The sequence below is a fragment of the Methanoculleus sp. genome (assembly GCF_035363275.1).
In the GTDB taxonomy this organism is placed as follows: Archaea; Halobacteriota; Methanomicrobia; order Methanomicrobiales; family Methanoculleaceae; genus Methanoculleus.
On sequence record NZ_DAOSET010000034.1, the window covers coordinates 1 to 21058 of the forward strand.

The 21058-nt window shown below is 62.7% G+C and carries 19 protein-coding genes and 1 tRNA gene; 8 read left to right on the forward strand and 12 right to left on the reverse strand.

Going from position 1 to position 21058, the window contains the following annotated elements; translation table 11 throughout:
• Window positions 1-19: 19 nt before the first annotated feature.
• Window positions 20-1105: a hypothetical protein gene (locus PLN84_RS08640; RefSeq protein WP_292386029.1), complete on the forward strand. Its 1086-nt coding sequence runs from the start codon at window positions 20-22 to the stop codon at window positions 1103-1105.
• Window positions 1106-1144: 39 nt separating this feature from the next.
• A tRNA-Ser gene (locus PLN84_RS08645) sits at window positions 1145-1229 on the forward strand.
• 116 nt (window positions 1230-1345) lie between these two features.
• Here PLN84_RS08645 and PLN84_RS08650 read toward each other — a convergent pair.
• The 3 genes from PLN84_RS08650 to recQ form a co-directional block, all read right to left on the reverse strand.
• On the reverse strand, window positions 1346-2020 hold the full coding sequence (locus tag PLN84_RS08650; protein WP_292386027.1) for a flavodoxin family protein: 675 nt from the start codon (window positions 2018-2020) through the stop codon (window positions 1346-1348).
• 255 nt (window positions 2021-2275) lie between these two features.
• Window positions 2276-3241, reverse strand: a complete 966-nt coding sequence (locus tag PLN84_RS08655) for an endonuclease/exonuclease/phosphatase family protein (RefSeq protein WP_292386026.1) — start codon at window positions 3239-3241, stop codon at window positions 2276-2278.
• A gap of 101 nt (window positions 3242-3342) precedes the next feature.
• Window positions 3343-5331 (reverse strand): DNA helicase RecQ, encoded by a 1989-nt coding sequence (gene recQ / locus PLN84_RS08660; protein ID WP_292386024.1) that lies wholly within the window; start codon window positions 5329-5331, stop codon window positions 3343-3345.
• Window positions 5332-5370: 39 nt separating this feature from the next.
• Here recQ and PLN84_RS08665 point away from each other — a divergent pair, with 39 nt between their 5' ends.
• A complete protein-coding gene (locus PLN84_RS08665; protein WP_292386022.1) occupies window positions 5371-5550 on the forward strand; it encodes a hypothetical protein in 180 nt (59 codons plus the stop codon).
• Between the two features lie 8 nt (window positions 5551-5558).
• On the opposite strand, the gene PLN84_RS08670 is transcribed toward PLN84_RS08665, so the two are convergent.
• Together PLN84_RS08670 and PLN84_RS08675 are read right to left on the reverse strand one after the other, a co-directional pair.
• Entirely contained in the window at window positions 5559-6239 is a 681-nt protein-coding gene (locus PLN84_RS08670; RefSeq protein WP_292386019.1) for an endonuclease III domain-containing protein, read from the reverse strand.
• Complete coding sequence (locus PLN84_RS08675; protein WP_292386017.1) at window positions 6239-7831, reverse strand: NAD+ synthase; 1593 nt, start codon at window positions 7829-7831, stop codon at window positions 6239-6241. The genes PLN84_RS08670 and PLN84_RS08675 overlap by 1 nt, the downstream gene beginning before the upstream one ends.
• 322 nt (window positions 7832-8153) lie before the next feature.
• Between PLN84_RS08675 and PLN84_RS08680 the strand changes: the two genes are divergently transcribed.
• Both PLN84_RS08680 and PLN84_RS08685 read left to right on the forward strand, forming a co-directional pair.
• A complete protein-coding gene (locus PLN84_RS08680; RefSeq protein WP_292386014.1) occupies window positions 8154-9476 on the forward strand; it encodes an ATP-binding protein in 1323 nt (440 codons plus the stop codon).
• A 9-nt stretch (window positions 9477-9485) separates the two neighbouring features.
• Window positions 9486-10718, forward strand: coding sequence for a GNAT family N-acetyltransferase (locus tag PLN84_RS08685; protein ID WP_292386012.1), 1233 nt, complete (start codon window positions 9486-9488; stop codon window positions 10716-10718).
• 31 nt (window positions 10719-10749) lie between these two features.
• Here PLN84_RS08685 and PLN84_RS08690 read toward each other — a convergent pair whose 3' ends face one another.
• Entirely contained in the window at window positions 10750-10941 is a 192-nt protein-coding gene (locus tag PLN84_RS08690; protein WP_300033206.1) for a hypothetical protein, read from the reverse strand.
• 364 nt (window positions 10942-11305) lie between these two features.
• Here PLN84_RS08690 and PLN84_RS08695 point away from each other — a divergent pair, with 364 nt between their 5' ends.
• Window positions 11306-11803 carry a metallophosphoesterase gene (locus PLN84_RS08695; protein WP_292558967.1) on the forward strand — a complete coding sequence of 166 codons (498 nt, stop codon included), beginning with the start codon at window positions 11306-11308 and terminating at the stop codon, window positions 11801-11803.
• Window positions 11804-11836: 33 nt separating this feature from the next.
• On the opposite strand, the gene PLN84_RS08700 is transcribed toward PLN84_RS08695, so the two are convergent.
• Complete coding sequence (locus PLN84_RS08700) at window positions 11837-13189, reverse strand: hypothetical protein (protein WP_292386005.1); 1353 nt, start codon at window positions 13187-13189, stop codon at window positions 11837-11839.
• A 393-nt stretch (window positions 13190-13582) separates the two neighbouring features.
• Between PLN84_RS08700 and PLN84_RS08705 the strand changes: the two genes are divergently transcribed.
• Window positions 13583-14059: a pyridoxamine 5'-phosphate oxidase family protein gene (locus tag PLN84_RS08705; protein WP_292386003.1), complete on the forward strand. Its 477-nt coding sequence runs from the start codon at window positions 13583-13585 to the stop codon at window positions 14057-14059.
• Window positions 14060-14190: 131 nt separating this feature from the next.
• Here the strand turns inward: PLN84_RS08705 and PLN84_RS08710 are convergent, their stop codons facing one another.
• Entirely contained in the window at window positions 14191-14712 is a 522-nt protein-coding gene (locus PLN84_RS08710; RefSeq protein WP_292386001.1) for a hypothetical protein, read from the reverse strand.
• Between the two features lie 142 nt (window positions 14713-14854).
• Between PLN84_RS08710 and PLN84_RS08715 the strand changes: the two genes are divergently transcribed.
• On the forward strand, window positions 14855-15751 hold the full coding sequence (locus PLN84_RS08715) for a Clp1/GlmU family protein (protein WP_292385999.1): 897 nt from the start codon (window positions 14855-14857) through the stop codon (window positions 15749-15751).
• 5 nt (window positions 15752-15756) lie between these two features.
• On the opposite strand, the gene PLN84_RS08720 is transcribed toward PLN84_RS08715, so the two are convergent.
• The 4 genes from PLN84_RS08720 to PLN84_RS08735 all read right to left on the reverse strand — a co-directional run bounded on the left by PLN84_RS08720 (window position 15757) and on the right by PLN84_RS08735 (window position 20952).
• Entirely contained in the window at window positions 15757-17007 is a 1251-nt protein-coding gene (locus tag PLN84_RS08720) for an SLC13 family permease (RefSeq protein ID WP_292385997.1), read from the reverse strand.
• An 83-nt stretch (window positions 17008-17090) separates the two neighbouring features.
• Window positions 17091-18098 carry a phosphate uptake regulator PhoU gene (locus PLN84_RS08725; RefSeq protein WP_292385995.1) on the reverse strand — a complete coding sequence of 336 codons (1008 nt, stop codon included), beginning with the start codon at window positions 18096-18098 and terminating at the stop codon, window positions 17091-17093.
• A gap of 286 nt (window positions 18099-18384) precedes the next feature.
• Window positions 18385-19359 carry a TIGR00341 family protein gene (locus tag PLN84_RS08730; protein ID WP_292385993.1) on the reverse strand — a complete coding sequence of 325 codons (975 nt, stop codon included), beginning with the start codon at window positions 19357-19359 and terminating at the stop codon, window positions 18385-18387.
• A 627-nt stretch (window positions 19360-19986) separates the two neighbouring features.
• Window positions 19987-20952 (reverse strand): sulfurtransferase, encoded by a 966-nt coding sequence (locus PLN84_RS08735; protein WP_292385991.1) that lies wholly within the window; start codon window positions 20950-20952, stop codon window positions 19987-19989.
• Window positions 20953-21058: the final 106 nt, after the last annotated feature.

A 21058-nucleotide genomic window follows, 5' to 3' on the forward strand; every position in this document is an offset into this window, starting at 1 on the left:
TATTCGTTGATGTACTGGTATGAAAAGGATCGCATGGCTGACACTCATCGCTGCGATGATGCTCGTCAGTACGGCATCGGCCGCGTATGTCTCAATCAGTGCTCCACAGACGGTGTATGTCGGTGATACGCTCGAAATCACCGGCACCACGGTCGTGAAAGGTCTCCCCAAGCCCACGCTCAACCCCGGGTTCAGCACGGAGGTTATCCTGTACTATGCCCAGCACGCGAAGAGCGAGGTGGGCCGTACGATGATTGTCGTCCAGGAAGACGGTTCGTTCTTTACGGAGTTTGAGACGGAAGGCCTCAAGGCAGGGCGGTACTCGATCGAGATCGTCGATCCCACACAGACCACCTTCGGGAGCAGTTCGAAGGTTCGGCAGGAGGTCAACCTGGTCGACCGGGCCGGGACCCTCACGATATCCTCCCCGCGCAACCAGGACTTCGACGGCAGTCTTGACATCCGCGGTATGGTCGCCGATATCGAGGGTGCGGGCGTGCAGATCGAGGTCAAGCACGACGGCGCTACCGTCTACGGGCCGAAGTATATCCATACCGGGAACGACGGGGCGTTCTCTGCCGAGGTGTCCGTCTCCGTTTCGGGCTCGTACGAGGTCATCTTCTCGGATACGGAAGGATACATCGATACCGTGGAATTCATCGTGGTGGGCGCGCCGGCCCCGACCCCGACACAGGCGATGATATCCGCAAGCGCCCCCGCCACGCGGTCCGCCCCGGCGTACTTCGAGGTCGATACCGGAAGCGGCGTAGTGATGATCGCGACCTCGGCCGGGATCGACTGGGTGATCGAGTACGTCGATGAGGATGGGGAGTTCCATAAAGTGAATGACAGGGGCATGCTTGAGCCCGAAACCGCAGAACTTATCGCACGGGGCGGGCCCGTCTACGTCAAGGTCTACCCCATGAGTTACAACGACAGCGGAACGGTGCAGGTCTCGGCCTCGAATGCCGACTCGGTCAGGGTGAGCCAGACCGCACCCGGACTCTTCGGAGACGCGACCCCCACCCCTGCCCAGGCCGCTCCGGTTCCGATGATGCTGGCACTTCTCGCGCTCCTCGTCGTCGTCCTCGCGCGCCGGGGATGAACAACCTTTTTTTATCCGGCGACCAATAGTTAACGGCGAGCCGGGATAGTCTAGTCCGGGAAGGCGGTGGCCTTGAAAGCCTCTGGTGCCTGGCACCTCGGGAGTTCAAATCTCCCTCCCGGCGCTCACTGTTTATGCCTGATTCGCAACAAAGAGTTCGATGCTGTTCTTCTGATATCCTTTCACGCGGAGTTCCATCTGCACCGGGCGTGAATGCCGTTGTCGAAAGGAGGCGATGCCTCAATCCTCCCGGATCCAGCCCTCCCGCACCCACCGCTCGTATTCCTCCGGCCGCCAATCGCGGTTCGCCTGCACTATCCCGGCAAAGTACTCCCGGTTCTCTGCCATCTCAGCCTCCTGTTCCGGGTATCGCGGCTGCTTGTCGATGGCAAGAAGCAGCTGCCGACCGAGGTCGTGTGCCGCCGGTTCCGCCCGGTCGAGCGCCTCCGGATTTTCGTCGAGCGCGACGCTCATCCCCCCGACCGTCGTCACCCCGAGGTAGTTGAGCACGTGGTTCAGGTAGCCGACGACCGCGTCGCCTCCCGAGACCTGCGTGGTCGCGACACTGCAGCCGTACTTCCCGGCAAAGGTCTGGCAATGAATAGCGTCCGCCAGCCGATCGATGAAGACCTTCATCTGTCCGCTGACGTTGTCGATGTAGACCGGCGAAGCGAGCACCAGTCCGTCGGCATCCAGCATCCGGTCGTACGCGGCGGGGAAATCGTCGGCAAAGATGCACTTCCCGTCCAGGCTGCAACTCTCGCAGGCGGTGCAGGGGGCAATCTGCAGATCGGCGAGATCGATGAGATCGACCTCGGCACCGACTTCTTCGGCCCCGGCAAGCACCCGATTTGCAAGCCTTCTCGTCCTGCTTCGCATCCCACGCGGACTTCCCACAACTGCAGTAATCTTCACTCTTCCGTCACTTCCGGAGGAAGTGTTGGCGGGGTGCGAGAAAAGAGTTTAGAACCCGGAGTTGGTCGCCGGGAGGCCCCGGTCGGGGTTCGTCAAAAACTGGTATTACGCGATCTTCTCGCCGGTTACAAGTTGCTCATGGCACTTGCGGAGTTCTGCCGCAGGGGCCGGACGGGTCTTCTCCCGGAAGACCCCTGATGTTTCCCGGTCAGGATGACCTGGAGCAGGGCTGCCGCACGGGAAGTGGAGAAGAATTCATGGCTCAAAGTCCACGACGACGGCCGAGTGGTCGCTCAGCCCCTGCCCCCGCAGGTCGTGCAGGTACCAGCACGCCGTCGGGTTGAGGCGTACAGACGCGAAGATGTGGTCGTAGCGCTTGCACTTCGGGACGTCTTCAGGCCCGCGGTCGGGGCACCAGCTGTATTCCCGCGCCCGGTAACCGTGCAGTCTGCGGAAGGTGTCGGGGAGGTCGTACTCCGCAAGGCCGGAGAGGATGTTCATCTCGGCGTTATACCACCATCTTCTCGGCCGCCCGAGGTACTCTTCGGTCTCGGAGACCGTGGTGTAGGTTCCATCGGGGAGAATGTCGCGGTAGAAGGGGATGATCGTCCCGTCGGGGAGTTCCGCCTCAGGGACGTGGAGGTCCCCGCAGAGGACCCTCGGTCGTGCAGACCGGACGGCAAGGCGCCGGTAGATCCCGACCAGCGTCTCCGCCTTGACGATCTCGTTCCTCCTGCCGCCTACCGCCGTGGGCACGTGGGCGTTGTGGACCTCGAACTCGCCCGCAGGTGCGTTGACGACGGCAGAGACTACCCGCTGCCTCCACGGGATGTCGAAGTCGAGCGGGTTTAACGGCGTGAGGGGATACCTGCTCGCTATCAGGCACCCGACGTCCTTCGCTTCGCCGGCCGGCGAGTACTGCTCAGAGAGCCGGGAGATGCTATATACAAACTGGAAAGGGTCGTTCGCGTTCCGTGCGCGGAGGTCGTTCAATCGTTCGGCCATGTAGGCCACCCGGGCGATCTCGACCAGAGCAAGGCTGTCTACGGAGTAGAGCAGCCCGAAGTTCTCAAGTTCTTCCCGGAAAAGCGGCAGAGCCCGATCCGTCACCTCCTGAAAGGCGACGATATCCGGAGAATGCTGACAGACTGCTTCAACCTTCTTCTCCACGCCTCGCAAACCGGCGCGGAAGAGATCCACGTTCCATGATATGAGCCGCATAGTGCCTGGTACATTGCGCGTTGGCGTTCCTTGTTCATTAAGACATCGAGTTGAGAACCGTTATGAGGGTATTTCTGCCGGGGCCCCTGCCATCGCCGGTGTCACCCGCGGCGTTCCGGCCCGACCCCCTGCTCGGCGCAGTGCTTATCGATGGCGTCGAGGAACCTCCTGCCGTAGCGCTTCAGTTTCCCCTCGCTGACGCCGTATATCCTGAGGAGCGCAACGCCGGTGCCCGGGTAGCACTTCGCCATCTCTTTGAGGCTTCGGTCGTGGAAGACGACGAACGGCGGCACATGTTCGAGGTCGGCAACGACTTTCCGGAGCTGGCGGAGCCGGAGAAAGAGGGCCTCGTCGTAGTCGTCCTCGTCCTCCGCCGCGATCACGCCTTCCGGGCGCGGTTGCGTGAGCGGGACCGGGAGGTCGCCCGCGAGCACCGCCCGGCTCCGGTCGTTTGATATGAGGACCGGGTAGCGGCCACCGGTCGACGCGATGAACCCCGTCATGACCATCTCCTGGATGAAGAGCAGCCACTGGTCGCGGGTGTAGCCCCTGCCGGAGTTGTAGGCCGGGAGGGTATCGTGTCCGTTCTCGCGGATTCTCGCGGCTCTGGACCCGGTGAGAACGTCGGCGACGTAAGATGCCCCGAAACGCTCTCCGACCGCCCGGATGCAAGCGATGACCGCCGATGCAGCCTCCGTCCCGTCGAAGACCCGGACCTGCGTCTCGCACCGGTCGCACCCACCACATCGCTCCTCCGGGTAGGCCTCGCCGAAGTAGGCGAGCAGAAATTTCCTCCGGCACCCGGTGGTCTCGCAGTAGTCGAGCACTGCTCCCGCCTTCCGGTAGGCCGCGTCCTTTCGGGTCGCATCGACGCATTCTTTCTCGATGAGGTACCGGATCGTGCTGTAGTCGCCCCGGCTGTAGAAGAGGATGCAGTCGGCCGGATCCCCGTCTCTGCCCGCTCTGCCGGTCTCCTGGTAGTAGGACTCGATATCTTTCGGGAGGTCGGTATGGATGACAAATCGCACGTCGGGTTTGTCGATGCCCATGCCGAAGGCGACGGTGGCGCAGATGATCGTGGCGTCGCCGTGAGAGAACGTCTCCTGGTGCTCTGCGCGGACGGCGTCGGGGAGGCCGGCGTGGTAGGGGAGCGCCGAGAATCCCTTCCTCCGGAGTTTCTCCGCGAGGTCTTCCGTCGCCTTCTGGGAGAAACAGTAGATGATACCGGCGTCGTCCCGGTGTTCGGTGAGGTACGCGACGAGCCTCTGGAAGTAACGCGCCTTCGGCACCACCCGGTAGGTGAGGTTCGTCCGGTTGAAGGTCCCGACGAACCGGGCAGGGCTTCTCAGGCCGAGTTGTTCCGCGATGTCGTCCTGGACGGCGGGGATGGCCGTCGCGGTCAGGGCGATGACGGGGACCGAGGGGAACCGTTCTTTGAGCACCCGGAGCCGGCGATACTCGGGCCGGAAGTGGTGGCCCCACATCGATATGCAGTGCGCCTCGTCGATGGCGATGAGCCGGACGTCCGCCCGGGCGAGGAGCCCGAGGAAGGACTGTTGCACCGCCCGTTCGGGAGAGACGTAGAGAACCTGGATGCGGCCTTCGAGGATCACCCGCTCGATGATCTTCTGCTCCCCGTACCCGAGCGAGCTGTTGATCGTCGCTGCAGCAACACCGTTCGCCCGGAGGCCGTCGACCTGGTCCTTCATCAGGGCGATGAGCGGTGAGACGACGACCGTGAGCCCTCCCGTTACGAGGGCCGGGAGCTGGTAACAGAGGGATTTGCCGCCCCCGGTCGCCATGACGGCGAGGACGTCGCGCCCGGCAAGGACGGCGTCGATGATCGCTTCCTGGTGGGGAAGGAACGATGTGTAGCCGAAATATTTTTCTAGAACGCTGTATTTTGCATCCATTGCGTCACGAAACCCGATCCGGTAGATGGTTGGACCGAGGCCGGGATAGCATTTGTTGTTGGCCGGCACCTGCCGAATCGCCCAGGGGTAGCCGCGATACGTCCCGGAAGCAATCTTTCTCGGGCTCGCAGTCTTCTCGCCGCAGGCCCCGGGGTCGTGCCTTCGCTTTACCTGCATCGAAGTGCATATCCGCGGGAAGCGCGCGTACTTACGTGTATGAAGAACGTCGATATGACGATCGAGGGGAACACGCTCACCATACGCGTGGATCTTGGGAAGGATTTCGGCGAATCGAAGAGCGGGAAGTCGATCACGATCGCCTCCACCGAGGGCAACATCCCGGTGCCGGGGCGCGAGGAGGTCATGATCGGGCTGAACGTCTACCGGAAGAAGTGAGCGGCTGGTCACGCCCGGGCGCCGGCGCACCGGAGCGGTCCCCGGACCACCCGGATGGGACAGCGGCTGCAGAGCGGTGTCTTCCTGCAGACGGTCTTTGCCAGGCAGACGATCTGGGCGTGATAGTCGTTAAAGAGTTCTCCGTCAGGAACAAGATTCTCAGTGAAGAGGCACTGCATCCGGTCGTAGGATGCCCCCTCGGGGAGGAGGCCGTAGCGCGAGAATATCCGCCGGGTGTAGGCATCGACGACGAAGACCGGCTTTCCGCAGGCATACAGGAGGATGGTGTCCACCGTCTCCTTCCCGAGGCCCCGGAGAGCGAGCAGGCGCTCGCGCAGGGCGTGGGTCTCGACGGCCGCCATCACCGCCGGGTCGGCCCGGTACTCCGCAACGTAGACCCGGGCAAACTCCCGGATCCGCTTCGTCTTCTGGTTGTAGAACCGGGAAGGGACGATCAGGGGGGCGATATCCCCGGCCTCGGCTGCAGCGAGCAGGCACGGATCGAGCATCCCGGCGGCGTCGAGGTTCCGGACGGCCTGTGCCGCGTTCGTCCAGGAGACGTTCTGGGCGAGGATGGCGCCGACCATCGTCTCGAACGCCGTCTCCGCCGGCCACCAGTGCTGGTGGCCGAACGCATCCCGGAGGGCGGTGTAGATATCGAGCAGGTATGCGGTGAGGGGCGTCGCCATCAGCGCCACCACGCCTTCGCGGCGATCGGCATCTGCCAGTCCGTCCCGAAGGCCCGGTCGGTCACCCTGAGCCCGGGGGCGGCCTGCCGGCGCTTGAACTCCGCCTGTCCGACCATCCAGAGGACCTCCCGGACGGTCTCCTCGGGATACCCGGCGGCGACGATCTCGTCCGCCCCCTCGAAGCAATCGATGTGGCGGTGGAGGACGGCGTCGAGAAGGTCGTAGGGAGGGAGGGTCTCCTGGTCGGTCTGGCCGGGCCGGAGCTCGGCGGAGGGGGGCTTTTCGAGCACCCGGCCGGGGATGACGGGGCTCTTCGCGTTCAGCCACCGGGCAATCCTGTAGACCATCCCTTTCGGGACGTCGGCTATCACGGAGAGCCCACCAGCCATATCCCCGTAGAGAGTAGAGTAGCCGACCGCGATCTCCGACTTGTTCCCGGTGGAGAGGAGCAGGGAGTTGAACTTGTTTGCAAGGGCCATCAGGACCGTCGCCCGGATCCGGGCCTGCAGGTTCTCCTCGGTAGTGTCGTGGGGCCTGCCGGCAAAGACCCCCGCGAGGACCCCGTCGAACGCCTCCATTACCGGGGCGATCGGGAGGCAGTACGTCCTGATCCCGAGGTTCTCTGCAAGTTCCTGGGCGTCTTCAATGCTCTCGGCCGAGGTGTAGGGGGAGGGAAGGAGCACACCGAGGACGTTCTCCGGCCCGAGTGCCCGGGTGGCGACGGCGGCCACGAGCGACGAGTCGATCCCGCCGGAGAGGCCGAGGAGGGCCGATGCAAAGCCGCACTTCCGGGCGTAATCGCGGGTGCCGAGGACCAGCGCATGCCAGATCTCGGACTCGGGGTCCTGGTCATCGTGAGCGACCGCCTGCGGGACGGGGCGGGCGATATCGACAGTCACGATGTCCTCGGCAAAGGCCGCCCCGCGGGCGATGAGGCCCCCGTCGGCACAGAACGCGGAACTCCGCCCGTCGAAGATCAGGTCGTCGTTTCCGCCGACGAGGTTCGCCCGGGCGATTGCGACCCGGCGATCCCTTGCTATCCGGGAGAGCGTCTCCTCCCGGAGGCACCGCACGCCTGCGGCAAACGGCGATGCGGAGAGGTTCACGATCACCTCCGGCATCGGTCCCCCGCACCAGACCTCCTCGCCGATAGAAACCCCCACTGTCCTCCCGCCGAGGCGGAGGATCCCGGGATTCACGCCTGCCGGCTCGAAGTAGCGGCTTTCGTTGAGGACGCCTAAAGAGAGACGGGTCTTGTGGAACGTCTCCTTTATCTCCCCGCCCCTGAGGAGGGCGGCGGCGTTGAAGAGCGGCCGGCCTGTGCCGGAGAGGTTCGGCGCGGCAAAACCGACGAGCACCGGCGGAGTATCGACGAGATTGGCCGCCAGGTCTTCCAGGACGGCGAGGCCCCGGTCGATAAATCCCGCATCGAGCAGCAGGTCCCGGGAGGGGCAGCCGGGCAGGGAGAGTTCCGGGGCTACGATCAGGTCAGGTCGGTAACGAGCCGCCTCCTCGACGCCTGCTGCTATCCGGTCGGCATTGCCGGCGAGGTCGCCGACGACCGAGTTCACCTGGAGGAGTGAGATCTTCATGATGTTACCCCGGTTATTCCGATCAATATTAGCGAAACGGAGCGCATATGCTTTTGCATATCCCCTCCTCCCGGGGTCGGAGCGCATATGCTTTTACATATCCCCTCCTCCCGGGGTCGGAGCGCAGGGGGGGCCGCCGTCAGCGGGCGCGCCTTTCTGTCAATCTGATCCATTTTTAAGGTGAGAGACGCAAGCACCCTGTAGAGAACATGCAGAGAGCGTACCGTAGAGCGGCATCTCCCTTCCGGGGCGCTGGAAAATCATCTCCGTCCCGTAATCACCGCCGGGGGCGAGCGGCTTGATCCCCGGGAAGCGCCGGCCCGTGGGGGTCGGAGGTGAGGGTGCTCGCCCCCTCCTGCTTGCGGCATCGGTCTTTGCCGCCTTCGCCGCAAACGCCGCCGGGCTCTTTTTCGGCATCGCCGGTGTCCTCCCGCACCTGATGTACCTGCCGATCGTCCTTGCCGCCTACTGGTATCCTCGCCGCGGCACCCTCTTCTCGCTCGCTCTCGCCCTCGGCTACCTGGCGATGACGCTGCCCTTTGCCGGGAGCGATGGCGAACTGGTGGTTGCGGCGCTCTCCCGGGCGGCGGTCTTCGTCGCTATCGGCGCCGTTGTCTCGTTCCTCTCCTGCCAGCTGCGGGAGCAGGAGGGACGCTACCGGGGAATCTTCGATAACTCGGAGGCAGGGACGTTCATCATCTCCCCGGAAGAGGCCGGGTTGCGCATCGAGGAGGCCAACTACGTGGGCGCCACCCTCCTTGGTTCCACGGCAAACGACCTGGTCGGGGAGCCCATGAGCCGGTTCCTCGACGATCCCGGCAGGTGGGGGGAGTTCGGCGAGAAGATCCGGTCGCGTAAGGCGGTGTACGGGTATGAAGCAACCCTCCACCGCGTCGACGGTGCTGCCGTCCGGGTGCTCGTCTCCGGCGGCCGGTTTCCCGACGGGCGGTTCGTCCTCACGCTCGTCGACATCACCGCCCGAAAGAACGCGGAGGATGCGCTCCGCGAGGCGAACACCAGACTGAATAAGCTCGGAAGTCTTACCCGCAACGACCTTATGGCGGCGGTATCGCGACTCACCGAGCGGATTGCCGTGGGTCTACGGCAGTTCGATGACCCCGCCGTCCGCCAGTTCCTGGAGGGCCTGGACGGGGACGTCCGGCTCGTCCAGCGCCGCGCGGAGATCACCCGGGACTACCAGGACCTCGGCCTCCGGCCGCCGGGTTGGCAGCCCCTGCAGGAGGTGATCCGGGAGGCGACATCGCGCCTGCTGCTCCCCGGGATAGTGGTTCGTCCCTGGGTGGAGCGGCTTGAGGTCTTCTCCGACCCGATGCTCGATAAGGTCTTCTCGAACCTGATTGAGAACGCCGCCCGCCACGGGACGACCGTATCGACGGTCGTCATCACCTACCAGATCCGAAACGACGGGCTCTTGATCTACGTCGAGGACGACGGCATAGGTGTTCCCAAGACGGAGAAAGAGAAGATCTTTGGGTACGGCGCCGGCGGGGGGGGTGGACTCGGGCTCTTCCTCGTCCGGGAGATCCTCTCCATCACCGGTATGACGATCCGCGAGACCGGAAGGCCCGGCGAGGGGGCGAGGTTCGTGATCCATGTTCCCCCGGACGGCTACCGGATCGTGTGAGGTGATGCCGTGTTTACAACAGCGCTCATCCCGACAGACCTCTCCGCTGCCTCCATGGCCATGGTGGAGCGGATCGGCGAGGTCCCGGGCGTCCGCGAGGTCGTCCTCTTTCATGCCCGGGGACCGGCCGGGCCCCTGCCGGCCGAAGAAGCGGCGCTCCGCAGGATGCAGGAGTCGGTGCGGCGGCAGGGTCTCCCCGCGGAGGTGGTGATAAGCGAGGACGACGGGACAGGTCTTCCGGAGAGGATACTCCGGGCCGCCGCCAAGAACGTCGACCTGATCGCGATGGGCGTCAGGGAACCGGGCCTGCTCAGGAATCTCTTCTCCGGGAACGTTGCGGCCGCCGTACTCCGGGAGGCCAGGACGCACGTCCTGATCGCCCCGCAGTCAGGAGAGGGCAGGTTGCCGCTCTTTATGCGGCTGCTGGTGCCGACCGATCTCGTGACCCCTGCGCCGGAACTTCGCTTGATCCTGGAAGATCCTGCCGGTAGCGGGACGGCAGCGCTCCTCTACGTCGTCGAACCCGGAGACGCGGAGACGCAGCAGGAGGCAGAGGCCCGGCTCGTTCTCCTCCGGGACGGCCTCTCACCCGCCGGGCGTGAGATCACGGCGCTGGTGCGGAGCGGGAACCCGGCACGCACCATCTGTATCGTGGCGGATGATATCGGCGCCTCTGCGGTCGTCATACCCCGCATCGGGAAGCGCGATGCCGCGGGGAGCGCTCCACTCGGGAGCGTCACGAGGGCGGTCGTCGGGTGCTTAAAATCACCTGTTCTGGTGCTGGCAGTCGCGATCCGCCTGAGAATAGATGCCCGGGAACTCAAGAGCGATGAGTTCCCCCTCGCTGAGGAGATCTGGATCGAATACCACAGGTTGAAGGCGGATCCGGGAACGGACCGGATATTCGGGGTCTTCGCGGACGATACCCTTGTCTCTGTCGCCCGGTGCCGCCGGCATCCGGACGGCTACGAGGTGGACGGGGTCTTCACCCCGGCCCGGTTCCGGGGGAGAGGATACGCCCGGAGGGCGATGGACGCACTCGTCGAGGCGTGCCAGCACGATACCCTGTACATGCACGCGGTCCGGAATCTCGTTGATTTCTACGGGGAATACGGCTTTGTATCGATACCGGAGAGCGACCTTCCGCCGACCATCCGGGCGAGGTTCGCGTTCGCACTCGGCGAGATGGAAGGCGCGAACGTCCAGCCGATGCGTCGCGTTGCCGATCCGTTCCGGAGGTAGTACGGCAGCACGGCACACTCGTCATTCCGGCTCAGTCATCGTAGAGTACCGGGGCCTCTGCGTCGTCGTCGATGTCGTCGGAGAACGGGACATCAACGACGACTGCGCCATCCTCAAGAATATCGCCGATCTCGATGTATATCCCCGCAGGGAATTCTCGCTCTTCTGTTCTGCCGTCAGAACGTTTGACATACGCCCACATGCTGTGCCTCCATGAATCCATTGCTTCTGCGCTCCCGATCCACCTGACCCGGGCTCTGCCCGGAATCCCGTGTCTTCTCGAGAGCATGCTCCTATTCCAGTATCAGATAATAGTCGAATAAAGATTTTCCGGTGTGAAAACTTGAGAATACCCAGGACATTCCAGATTTCTGGGGCAGTATGCGCAGAAGCGCGAGGAGGTCCGGGGGAGGAGGCCCCCCAACACAACTACCCGCCACGGGAGATCTCCGGGGGAAGAACGGGGCCGCATCCGACGCACCGGTGGTGGGGACGACCGGGCCGGACGCGATGGGGTGGTGCCCTCGCCCCGACCCCCCATGCGATGCACAGTCACCTATATCGTGGAAGCGGTCAGGAGTGCATACATGCGTATCGGGATCCTCTCCGACACACACGACAACCTCCAGCTGGTGGATGCGGCCGTAGGACAGTTGAACAGGGAGCGGGTAGAACTGGTGCTCCATGCCGGGGATTATGTCTCACCGTTTGTCGTTCCCCTGCTTGCAAACCTGCAGTCACCCATGATCGGGGTTCTCGGGAACAACGACGGCGACCAACGTCTCATCTCGGCACGCTTTGCCGAGCATGAACTCCTCAGCCTGCGGGGAGCCTTTGCTGCCGTCACCGCGGGCGGCATGACGATCGGTCTGCTGCACGGCGATGACCGCGAACTCCTGCAGGCGCTCATCGGACGCAAGGCCTTCGACGTTGTGGTCCACGGCCATACCCACCAGGCAGGGGTCAGGACGCTTGGGGGGACCCTGGTCGTCAACCCCGGGGAGGTCTGCGGTTACCTGACCGGCCGGCCGACCGTCGCCGTTCTGGATACGGTGAACCGGAACGTCGAACTGCTCTCCCTGTGATCCGGTAGGGGGCGGAAAAAAGTGTGGTGCGGGTTATACCGCAGCGACTGGCTCTTCGCTGAATGTTCTCCCGAGATCCCAGGCCGGAGTGCCGGCACTCCCGAGATCCGCTGTGAGAGTCGCCGCGGAGACATTGATTGACGCCGGGACATCGAAGTAAAGATAGCCTTTCAGCGATTCATACCGGTCCAGCGTCGTTTTGTCGAAGGATTCCCCGAGCAGGGTGAACTCCGGAGTCTCCATGGGCTCGAATGTGGCTCCCTGGTAATTAAGGATGAACGCATCCCGCCCGGGAGTCTCGATAGCATAGAGGTCGGAGTCGCCCTTGTGCCCGAGATTCGTCGATTTGACGACAACGAGGAGGAAGGCGCGTCCTTCGTCTGCCTCAACCTTCGCCGCCGCCGATTTATTGACCGGGAGATCCTGGTATGCCGTTACGGTTCGGGCGGACTCTGCGAGTAGCGAGACCATATTCTCACCTGACGGATCGTCGTAGGTGTACCGTTCCTGGAGAGGCAATGTCTCCGGCGTCGGTGCGACTGGAACCGACCCGGTTCCGGTTGGAACGACGGGCGCCGCTGCTGCCCGGGTGGTGACGTCGCTCGGTGTGGCGAGATCGGTGCCGGCCTGCTGCATCCTGATGGTCTGCTGGCTGACCGCCTCAAGGCTTTCCGACGCTCCGGCGAGATCCCTGAAAGCCGTCGGGACCGACTCTTCACCGGCATCCGTCGTGTCGAGAAGCGTTTCGCTTGCCGTGGAGTAGGCACCGAGCGATCTCACGAACTCATCCTTGACATGCTGCTGTTCCGGAGAGACCTGGAGCGGCTGCACCTCACCGAGCATCCTGACGGAGAGCGCATGCAGGTCGTCCGCCGCTACAGCGGCGGCATCCGGGTCCTGCAGGTAGAGGGCATGGGCATGCTCCATCGAGAGTCGCATCAGGCGGATGCTGGCGGTGTCGATCAGATCTGCCAGCCGTTCGTTGTCGTACCTGCTGTCCCTGTCGGAAGGTGTACCGACTGCAGGATCCGGAACGACGGACGAGCTGGTCTTCGCCGGATCGGCGGGCATCACCACCTCTGCACCGGCGCCGGTGAGGGTCTCGGGAACCCCGGCATCAGCCGGGACTGCGGTAGAGGTATCCCTCCCGTCCGGGAGTGTCGGAGCCGCGTTGGAGGCATCTTCGTCCAGCAGTATCGGGACGCCTAATGGCTCTGATTCGTATTTTGTCGTCAAAATATCGTCGAATGAGAACGATAAGAGTTCCCCCGACTTCAGCGCCGTGAGCCCCTGGCCTGAGTCGGCAATGGCCGGCACAGATAAGAGGAACCCCGCGCAGACGACAATTCCAAAGATTATTAGAGCGTGCTCATGGTGCTTGCTCATGTGCATTTTTCTCTCATCTGATGTATATAAATATTATTATATTGTTTGTTTGAAAAAAATGGGCTCTTTAACGAAACCGTTTCTCGTATCGGTGAAACTCCGCCAGCCAGGGGGCGGCGTAGCCGGCAGCAGAACTACCGTTCTTGGAGGCCCGGGCAGAGCAGCCGACAGAAACCCTGCCCGGACCGCCCCCGGGACAGGATCCTCGGGAGGCGAGGCGGGCAGGACTCGTCCGGGGGAGAGTTACTGCTCGCCGGCCCGGCGACTAAATCGAATATTCTGGAAATCCAGCCCCTGATTTCCGGGCATCTTGTTTTCCCGGGAAAACAACGCACCCTCCCGTGGAAACCTATATGTACTCTCACGGGTTACCGGGATATAAGAGGATACCTGATGGAGATCGTGAAGATACCGAATATGAATAAAGCCGAGTACGACCAGCTCATCGAAGAGGGGTTTATCAGCCGGATTGCATTTCAAGGGAGTAAATACCCATATATCGCCCCGTTCCTGTACGTCTTCGACGGAAAATTTCTCTACTTCCTGGCAACCAAGTATGGCAGGAAGAACGACCTCTTCCGGCAGCACCCGTATGTTTCCGTCGAGATTGAGAAGTATTCCAGCGACCTCTCCTGTTACACCTTCGTGACCATGCAGGGGTACCTGGTCCAACTTGAGGATGCGATCGAGAAGAAGATCGTGAGAGAGAAGTTCGTGAGCATGATCCGGGCGCACAACCTCTCCCAGAACATCCTCGCGGCGCTCGGCCACAAGCCCGAGGAGCCGCTTGAGGCGATCGCCTCCGAGGAGCGCTCGAACATCTGGAAACTTACCGGCGTGACGGATATCGTTGCTTTGAAGAACCTTTAACCGCTGGCATGAAAAACCGCCAGTGGGCATGCACAGCATCTGCCAGGCCTGCCAGAGTAAGGATCCGAGTCATGATTGGCCGTCTCCGTTTTTCATGCCGGTAGAGCCCCTCTTCCTTTTTGCGCCCTGAATCACTCCAGGAGCGGTTCGAGCATCGCGCGGGCCGCGTCCAGCAGGGCGTCGAGGCCCTCCGGTGTTATGGTCCCCTTCTCCATCCAGCGGATGATGCCGCGTCCGTCCAGGAGGTAGATGTAGGCGAACGACGTCTCGTCGATGTCGTAGGCCCGCCGGCACCGCTCGATATCGCCGGGTACGGTCAGCACCAGGTTGTACTTCGCGGGCGGGACACCACCCGCGAGCCCCTGGCGGATGCGGTCGGCAAGGGATCTGCCGATGAGGCTATCGCCGACTACCGTCACGAGGTAGGTTGTCACCCGGGGGTTTTGGGTGAACGCCCCGGAAAAGGGGGCGCTCCCCGACTCTGCCATCGGCAGGGCCGACTCGAGGAAGACGAGGACGACGAGCGAGACGTCGCCTTTCGCATCGTCGGGAAGGGTGACGACCTTCCCGGAGAGAGACGTGGCTATAAGGGTGGGAAACGTCCTGCCGAGGGCCGCGGACACCGGCTCGGTGGTTGCTGTCGTTCTGCTCATGCCCGCCAGTGGACCGCACTCACAATAAAACCTCGCTCTCGCGGCATGCGGCCCACAGGAGATGCGGCGGGTTAGACCGCGGGAGCGTTGCATCAAGCACTATAAACCATGGACCACAACAGTTCTCGTGAGGGGCAGAATCGTGGCCACGATCCGTATCGGGGAAGGATGGGAGGCACTCGTCGCGGCGCTCTTGCGGGCGGATGCCCCCGAGCGCGTTTACGTCGTCGGGGCGACAGACAGCGGAAAAACGATGCTCTGCCGCTACATCGTCGACGAGACGGCACCGCGCATGAGCACGGCATATGTCGACTGCGACACCGGGCAGTCCCGTATCGGCCCGCCGACGACCGAGGGGATGCTCCTCTACCCCGGATCGCCGGAGCCGCCTGGCCTACCCTATCTCCGGTTCATCGGCTCGACGTCCCCGGGCGGCCACTTCATCCAGACGTTGACGGGAGCAAAGCGCCTCGTCGAGAAGGCCGCCGAACTCGGTGCAGGCACGACCGTCATCGACTCACCCGGGCTCGTCTCCGGCGGGGTGGGCGCTGAGTTCCAGTTCCAGATGATCGACCTGCTCCATCCTACCCGGCTCGTCGTCCTCCAGCGCGGGCGGGAACTGGAACGGCTGCTCGCGAACTTCTCCCGGCGTCCGGCAATGACGGTCCACCGGATCCCCGTATCATCGGCGGCCGTCGCCCGGACCGCGGTCGAGCGGCGGCGTTACCGCGAGGAGCGCCTCAAGGCCTATTTTGCCGACGCGCGATTGCAGGAGGTCCCGCTTTCAGGGCTCGGGCTCCAGGGCCGGGTGCCCGACCTGAAGAATCCTCGCGGGGCCGCCCGAAGGCTGGTCTCCCTCAACGACCCCGAGAGTTTCACCCTCGCCCTCGGCATCGCCGGGGAGGTGCATCCCCAAGGACGCGTGCTCGAGGTCGTTGCTCCGCCGTTTGACCCGGCCGCCATTGCGTCGGTCAGGTTCGGCTCAATCTACCTGGACCTCGCGGCAGAGCCGGGGCATGTGGAGTCCTGCCGCCCCTGACCTCCTCACGCCGGGAGGAGCGTGAGGAAGAGCACGTACACTGCCGTCTGGGCGATGGTGAGCGGGACGCCGATCCGGGCAAACTCCCCAAACGTCAGTGTCTCTCCCTCTCTCTCCGCGCACTGGATGATGATGACGTTGCTTGCCGCCCCGAGGATCAGCATGTTCCCGGCGATGGTGCTGCCGGCCGCAAGCGCCATCATGCCGACGGTGGAGCTCCCGAGGTGCGAGAGGACGGGGAGGGCGAGGGCAACGAAGGGGACGTTCGAGACGAACTGGGAGACGACGACGCCCATCACGACGATGACCGGGATGGCGGCGAGATCGAGAGAGCTTCCTTCGATGAGCGACTGGAAGAATCCTGACTGCCAGACGCTCGCCATCAGGACGAAGAGGCCGGCGAAGAAGGCCAGTGTCGGCCAGTCGATCCGGCGGATGAGCTCGAACCGCCGCCTGCTCCCGACGAGGACGGGTATGGCCGCGACGACCGCGATCCAGGTCACTCGGAGATCGAATTCCGGGACGAGCATGGCTGCGACGACCTGGGCCCCGATCAGGAGAACGAGCAGGATAAGCGAGAGGCGGGAGAGGGACGCGAGGGTGGGGTCACGGATCTCCTCCTCGCGGTGGACCAGCGCGGTCGTGTGGAACTCGCCTGGAAATGCTCTTGCGAGGAACCCGTAGGCGAGCAGAAGCGAGATCGCCGTCGGAACGGCCAGGTAGAGGGGGAACGTGACGAACGGGTCCGGAACGCTGCCCGAGAGGGCGACGAGGAGGTTCTGCGGGTTCCCGATGGGGCTTACCACGCTTCCCGTCGTGACGGCGAACGCGAGCGCGAGAAGCAGGAGTTTTGGGGAGATGCCGTGCCGCCGGGCGAAGTAGAGCATCAGCGGGGTGCCGATGACCGCGAGCGTATCGTTCATCAGGAGCGCCGAGAACAGGCCGCCGCCGAGGAGGATGAGAACGACCAGGTGCCGGACCGACTCTGCCCGGGAGAAGAGCCGGTGGGAGAGGTGGTAGAGGTATCCGCTCTCTGCGACCGCTTCACCGATCACGAACATGAAGAAGAGGAAGAGCATTACGTCGAGATTGATGGACGCGAGCGCATCTTGCGGCGTGATCGCTCCTGTCACCAAGACGGTGGCTGCCCCAAGGAGCATCACCTGCCATATGCGGAAGTTGACGTTTCCGATCTTCCGGACCGCGATCAGGAGAAAAACAATGATGAGAACGACGATCGGGATGAGGGTGTTCATGGTATCGCGGGCAAGGAAGGTACGTTTATCGATGGTTCGTCGTCCGCCCGAAAAAAGGGATCACCAGGGGCCGCGCCCGCCCCTCATGACTCCTGGCCGACGGTATAATTGATGACGCTTTCGCAGATGTCGCCGGAGTATTCCCCGATACGCCGGATACTGTCTGCAATCTGTCCCACGGGGATCGCCGTCACCGCCTCGTACCGGAGCACCCGGGTGCTGATCTCCCGGGTCATCTCCTCGAGATCGCGCACTTTCTGAAGCGTCGTGTTTGCCTTCATGATGTCGCCCGAATGAAACGCTTCCATGCTCCACGCGAAGATATCCAGAGCAAGCGCGCTTGCATCATCCATGAGGTCAAGTGTCGCCGCCTCGACCTCGCGGTCGATCAGGGCGAGAGCGTTATGCGCAACCCGGGTGGCGTGATCGGCTATCCGCTCGATGATTCTGCTGACCTGGAAATAGTACGTCGCCTGGTGTACCGGGATGCCCATTCGGCGCGAGAGCGCGGCATCGATCGCGATGAGGTTGTCCTGCCGCGCAACGAGCCAGTGCAGCCGGTCTACCTCCGTGTCCCGCACGACGACGTCCCGGGCAAGTGCCGCGTCGCGCCCCCGTATGGCGGCCATCGCGTCCTGCTGCATGCCCCGTGCCAGCACATGCATCCGTTTGAGGGTGTTCTCAAGCGGCATCTCTGCAGGGTTGAGGAGATCCTTGATCGTTATCGAGGAGTCCGTCTCGCCGACCACCTCCTGGCCGATCGCCATCTGCGTGAATTCCCGGACGAGCTGCAGGGCAAACGGCGGCATTCTTCCTCTCGACTCGAGGCGGATGGCCGTGAACCCGGCGACGTATGCCCCGACGAGGAGGCGGAGCAGGTAGGTGCGATCCGTCGTGGCACCGACCTCAAAAACTCTGGTGCGATAGGTCGGCTCCCCGCCGATCTTCGGCGTGATCAGGAGCGAACCGTCAGGCTGTATGATCAATCCTACAGGGTCGTTCTTCTGTATGTTTGCGGATCTGATCCACTGTTTCGGCAGGGATACGATGTACGACGAGCCCCCGGTGATCTGGACTTTTCTGATCTCCATGGATTGTACAGCGTTGGTGCCGGGAGGGTATATGCGTTCTGTGTAGTATATATGACACCGGAGTTTATCACACATCCATATGCCCGTATAGAGCCCTTCGAGAACGCGTATCTACCCGATACACCCACGCGGTAATCAATGGCCCGGCTGAGGGGATGGCCAGCCGGTCCGGGAAGAACCGCACCCGGAGCAATGAAACCCGGTCTGGTAACCATGCACAGAAGAGACGATCCCGTTACTGTAACGGCTCCTTGAGCGGGAGGAAGTGAAGTGACGTTGTGCGCTGCTACATCCACATGAGCCACGAGATCCCGATGAGCAGGGTGAGGAGGATCACGGTTGTTATGATCGGCCATGCCCGGTATCGCCGTGCAACGGCCTTTTCCCGGGGTGCCCGGGGTTCTATCTTTAGCAGGACGACGGCGATGAGTGCGCCTGCCATCAGCCCGACGACCTGCCCGGCAACCAGCAGCGCGGAGGAGAGCAGGCTGATGGGCTGGAGCACCAGGACGAGGCCGGCCACCACCGTCGGCGGGATGATGGCGGCAGAGATGGCGACGCCGGCGATCACCTCCGTTATGCTCTTGTTGAACGCCATCGCGGCCGCGAACCCCAGAAGCACTGCCATCAGCGTATACATGGGGTTCAACACGAGGCGCGTGACGATCTCTTCGGTCGGTCCGATCGGTAAGACGAGGCCGATCAGGAAGGTGGCGACGGCGGAGAGGACGAAGACGCCCAGGAGCAGTGCCGCCAGCACGCTGAGGCAGCGCAGGGCGTTCTGGATCCTGCCGAGAGCGGCATAGACGGCGAACCCATAGATCGGGCCCATGATCGGGGAGAGAAGCATGGCCCCGATGAGGATCGTCTGGTTGTCGAGCAGCAGGCCGAAGAAGGCTACCAGCCCGGCGATGGACGTCAACACAAGTTTTTCGAGATCGAGTTTATCGTAACCCTGGATGGTTTCGAGCAGTTTCTCGACCGGCGTTTTCTCGCCCTTCTTCTCGGTCTCCTTTTCGGCGCGTTTTAAGAGCGACGAGATGACGAACTCCGGTGTCGAGACCTCGATCATGTTCTCGTTGTACCGCAGGTCCAGCACGCCCTGGATCTTCTCGATCAGGTCGTCGAGGTTCTCGTCCGGCGTGTATATGGTGATCTCGTAGATCTCCTGAACGAGCGATATCGTATAATGAAGGCCTGTAAGGACCTCTTCTACTCTGCTATGCCCGTCTTCCCTTACGTGTACAACGATCTTCTTCATGTTTTGCCGGCCTGTATATTCCTCGAGAGCGCGAACTCCTGATCGGGCACTGCCCGGTTATCCGGTCGATCCCCGCATCGACGACCCTGTTGCTCCCGATATGCTCCTTCCCCTGCCGCTCACGTGTTTTTGCCTGGATGTTCATCCGGCAGCGTCACGAAAGCAGTAGTTCGCGGCAGCCCAGGTGTTTCTGGGTGAAAATATCGGCACGGCCGGCTTCTTTCCGCCATCTACGGTAAGTCCTTCGCTCACGGGCACGATCCGGCAACGGCGCTGTCCACGGAGATCTAATGGCTGCAGATGAATTTAAGGTTTCGCGAGCGCTTGGAAGATGAAGTAATCCGGCACAGGTTCGCCCTCGTTCGAGACAGGGCGGGCCGCTACGCTGGAGGAGAGAATGCGAACTGTGCCATCTATCGCATGAACACACCTCGCGGCTGCGAGAATCCCGGAAGAAATGTGGATTAGAGAGAAGAGGACGCACGAAAAGACGACGTCAAGGGGGGAAGTGTCTTGTGTGGATCCAAATCTCTCTAGCGCTATTTAGTCCACGGTAATATATAATAATTTCTGTTTTTTTAAATGTAGAAAATAAAGGTTATGGCTGGTTGCCCGGGCGCTTACGGACTACCGTGCAGGAACCGCCTCTCTTCTCGCCTCTCGTGGTTCTGACCCCTCTACGACCGGGTTCTCCGGATGCGTGACCCATTCAGTGAACGATCCCTCGTAGAGCCGGACGTCCGGGTAGCGGTAGAGCCACTTCAAGAGGACAAACTCGTTCGTGGCCTCCCGGCCGGTCCCGCACGAGCAGATGACGGTCCTGCTCCGGTCGACACCGTGATCTTCCAGGATCATGTCGAGTTCGTCGTTCGGCCTGAGCAGCGCCGGGTTCTCGTCGTCCATCAGGCTTCTCCAGGGCAGGTTGACGGCACCGGGGATATGCCCCGGTCTCCGCCAGGGACCCTGCCCTTCATAGACCTTTGTCGGACGCGCGTCGAGCACGATCACGTCGTCGTTGTCCTTGACCCGCAGGAACTCCTCGTAACTGATGGCGTAATCGTCGCGGAGCTCGGCAGTGAAACCGGACGGCTCAATGGGAGGGTACTCCTGCGAAAGTTCCCCTCCATGATTCTTCCACTCATCCAGTCCTCCATCGAGGATGTATACGGCGTTGTGACCATACTTCGCCATGGTGTAGGCCATCATCGTCTGCCCGAGCCCATCTCCCCTGCTGGAGAATACGCCCTTGCCGGTGTAGACGACGACCGGCGAGTCGGCCTCAATGCCCGCGCGGCGGAACGACTCCTGAATGCAGGCGGTCGGGCTGTACGACCCCGGGAAGCCACGATTGGATACCCGCAGGACGCCTTCGGTCAGGTAGGTGGCACCGGGGATGTGCTCCTGGATGTAGTCGTGTATGTTCGGCTGGATGTCGACGATCGTCAGGTTGCCGTCGTGCAGGCGGTCGGCCAGCCAGTCCGCGGTCACCAGTTTGACCTTCCCGTCACCGCGGGGATACGGGACATTTTCCCGGTCGCTGCTGGCCTGCAGGCGTTCTTTACCGCCGGGGGTGAATATCTTGTCATCTTCCATTCTTATCACCTCATAGTGGATATTCTCACTCTGAGAGAGTGATCCGGGCCCCACTCCGGGCTTGAGATCACATATACCTTGTGCAGGATCCGGTGGAGGTGCGGAT

Bases quoted from the DNA above. Each gene is read 5' to 3' on its own strand.
- PLN84_RS08690 (WP_300033206.1), bottom strand. From the start codon at position 10,941: ATGGATTCATGGAGGCACAGCATGTGGGCGTATGTCAAACGTTCTGAC.
- PLN84_RS08655 (WP_292386026.1), bottom strand. From the start codon at position 3,241: ATGCGGCTCATATCATGGAACGTGGATCTCTTCCGCGCCGGTTTGCGA.
- recQ (WP_292386024.1), bottom strand. From the start codon at position 5,331: ATGCAGGTAAAGCGAAGGCACGACCCCGGGGCCTGCGGCGAGAAGACT.
- PLN84_RS08730 (WP_292385993.1), bottom strand. From the start codon at position 19,359: ATGAAGAAGATCGTTGTACACGTAAGGGAAGACGGGCATAGCAGAGTA.
- PLN84_RS08735 (WP_292385991.1), bottom strand. From the start codon at position 20,952: ATGGAAGATGACAAGATATTCACCCCCGGCGGTAAAGAACGCCTGCAG.
- PLN84_RS08665 (WP_292386022.1), top strand. From the start codon at position 5,371: ATGAAGAACGTCGATATGACGATCGAGGGGAACACGCTCACCATACGC.
- PLN84_RS08705 (WP_292386003.1), top strand. From the start codon at position 13,583: ATGGAGATCGTGAAGATACCGAATATGAATAAAGCCGAGTACGACCAG.
- PLN84_RS08710 (WP_292386001.1), bottom strand. From the start codon at position 14,712: ATGAGCAGAACGACAGCAACCACCGAGCCGGTGTCCGCGGCCCTCGGC.
- PLN84_RS08670 (WP_292386019.1), bottom strand. From the start codon at position 6,239: ATGGCGACGCCCCTCACCGCATACCTGCTCGATATCTACACCGCCCTC.
- PLN84_RS08700 (WP_292386005.1), bottom strand. From the start codon at position 13,189: ATGAGCAAGCACCATGAGCACGCTCTAATAATCTTTGGAATTGTCGTC.
- PLN84_RS08695 (WP_292558967.1), top strand. From the start codon at position 11,306: ATGCGTATCGGGATCCTCTCCGACACACACGACAACCTCCAGCTGGTG.
- PLN84_RS08720 (WP_292385997.1), bottom strand. From the start codon at position 17,007: ATGAACACCCTCATCCCGATCGTCGTTCTCATCATTGTTTTTCTCCTG.
- PLN84_RS08675 (WP_292386017.1), bottom strand. From the start codon at position 7,831: ATGAAGATCTCACTCCTCCAGGTGAACTCGGTCGTCGGCGACCTCGCC.
- PLN84_RS08725 (WP_292385995.1), bottom strand. From the start codon at position 18,098: ATGGAGATCAGAAAAGTCCAGATCACCGGGGGCTCGTCGTACATCGTA.
- PLN84_RS08640 (WP_292386029.1), top strand. From the start codon at position 20: ATGAAAAGGATCGCATGGCTGACACTCATCGCTGCGATGATGCTCGTC.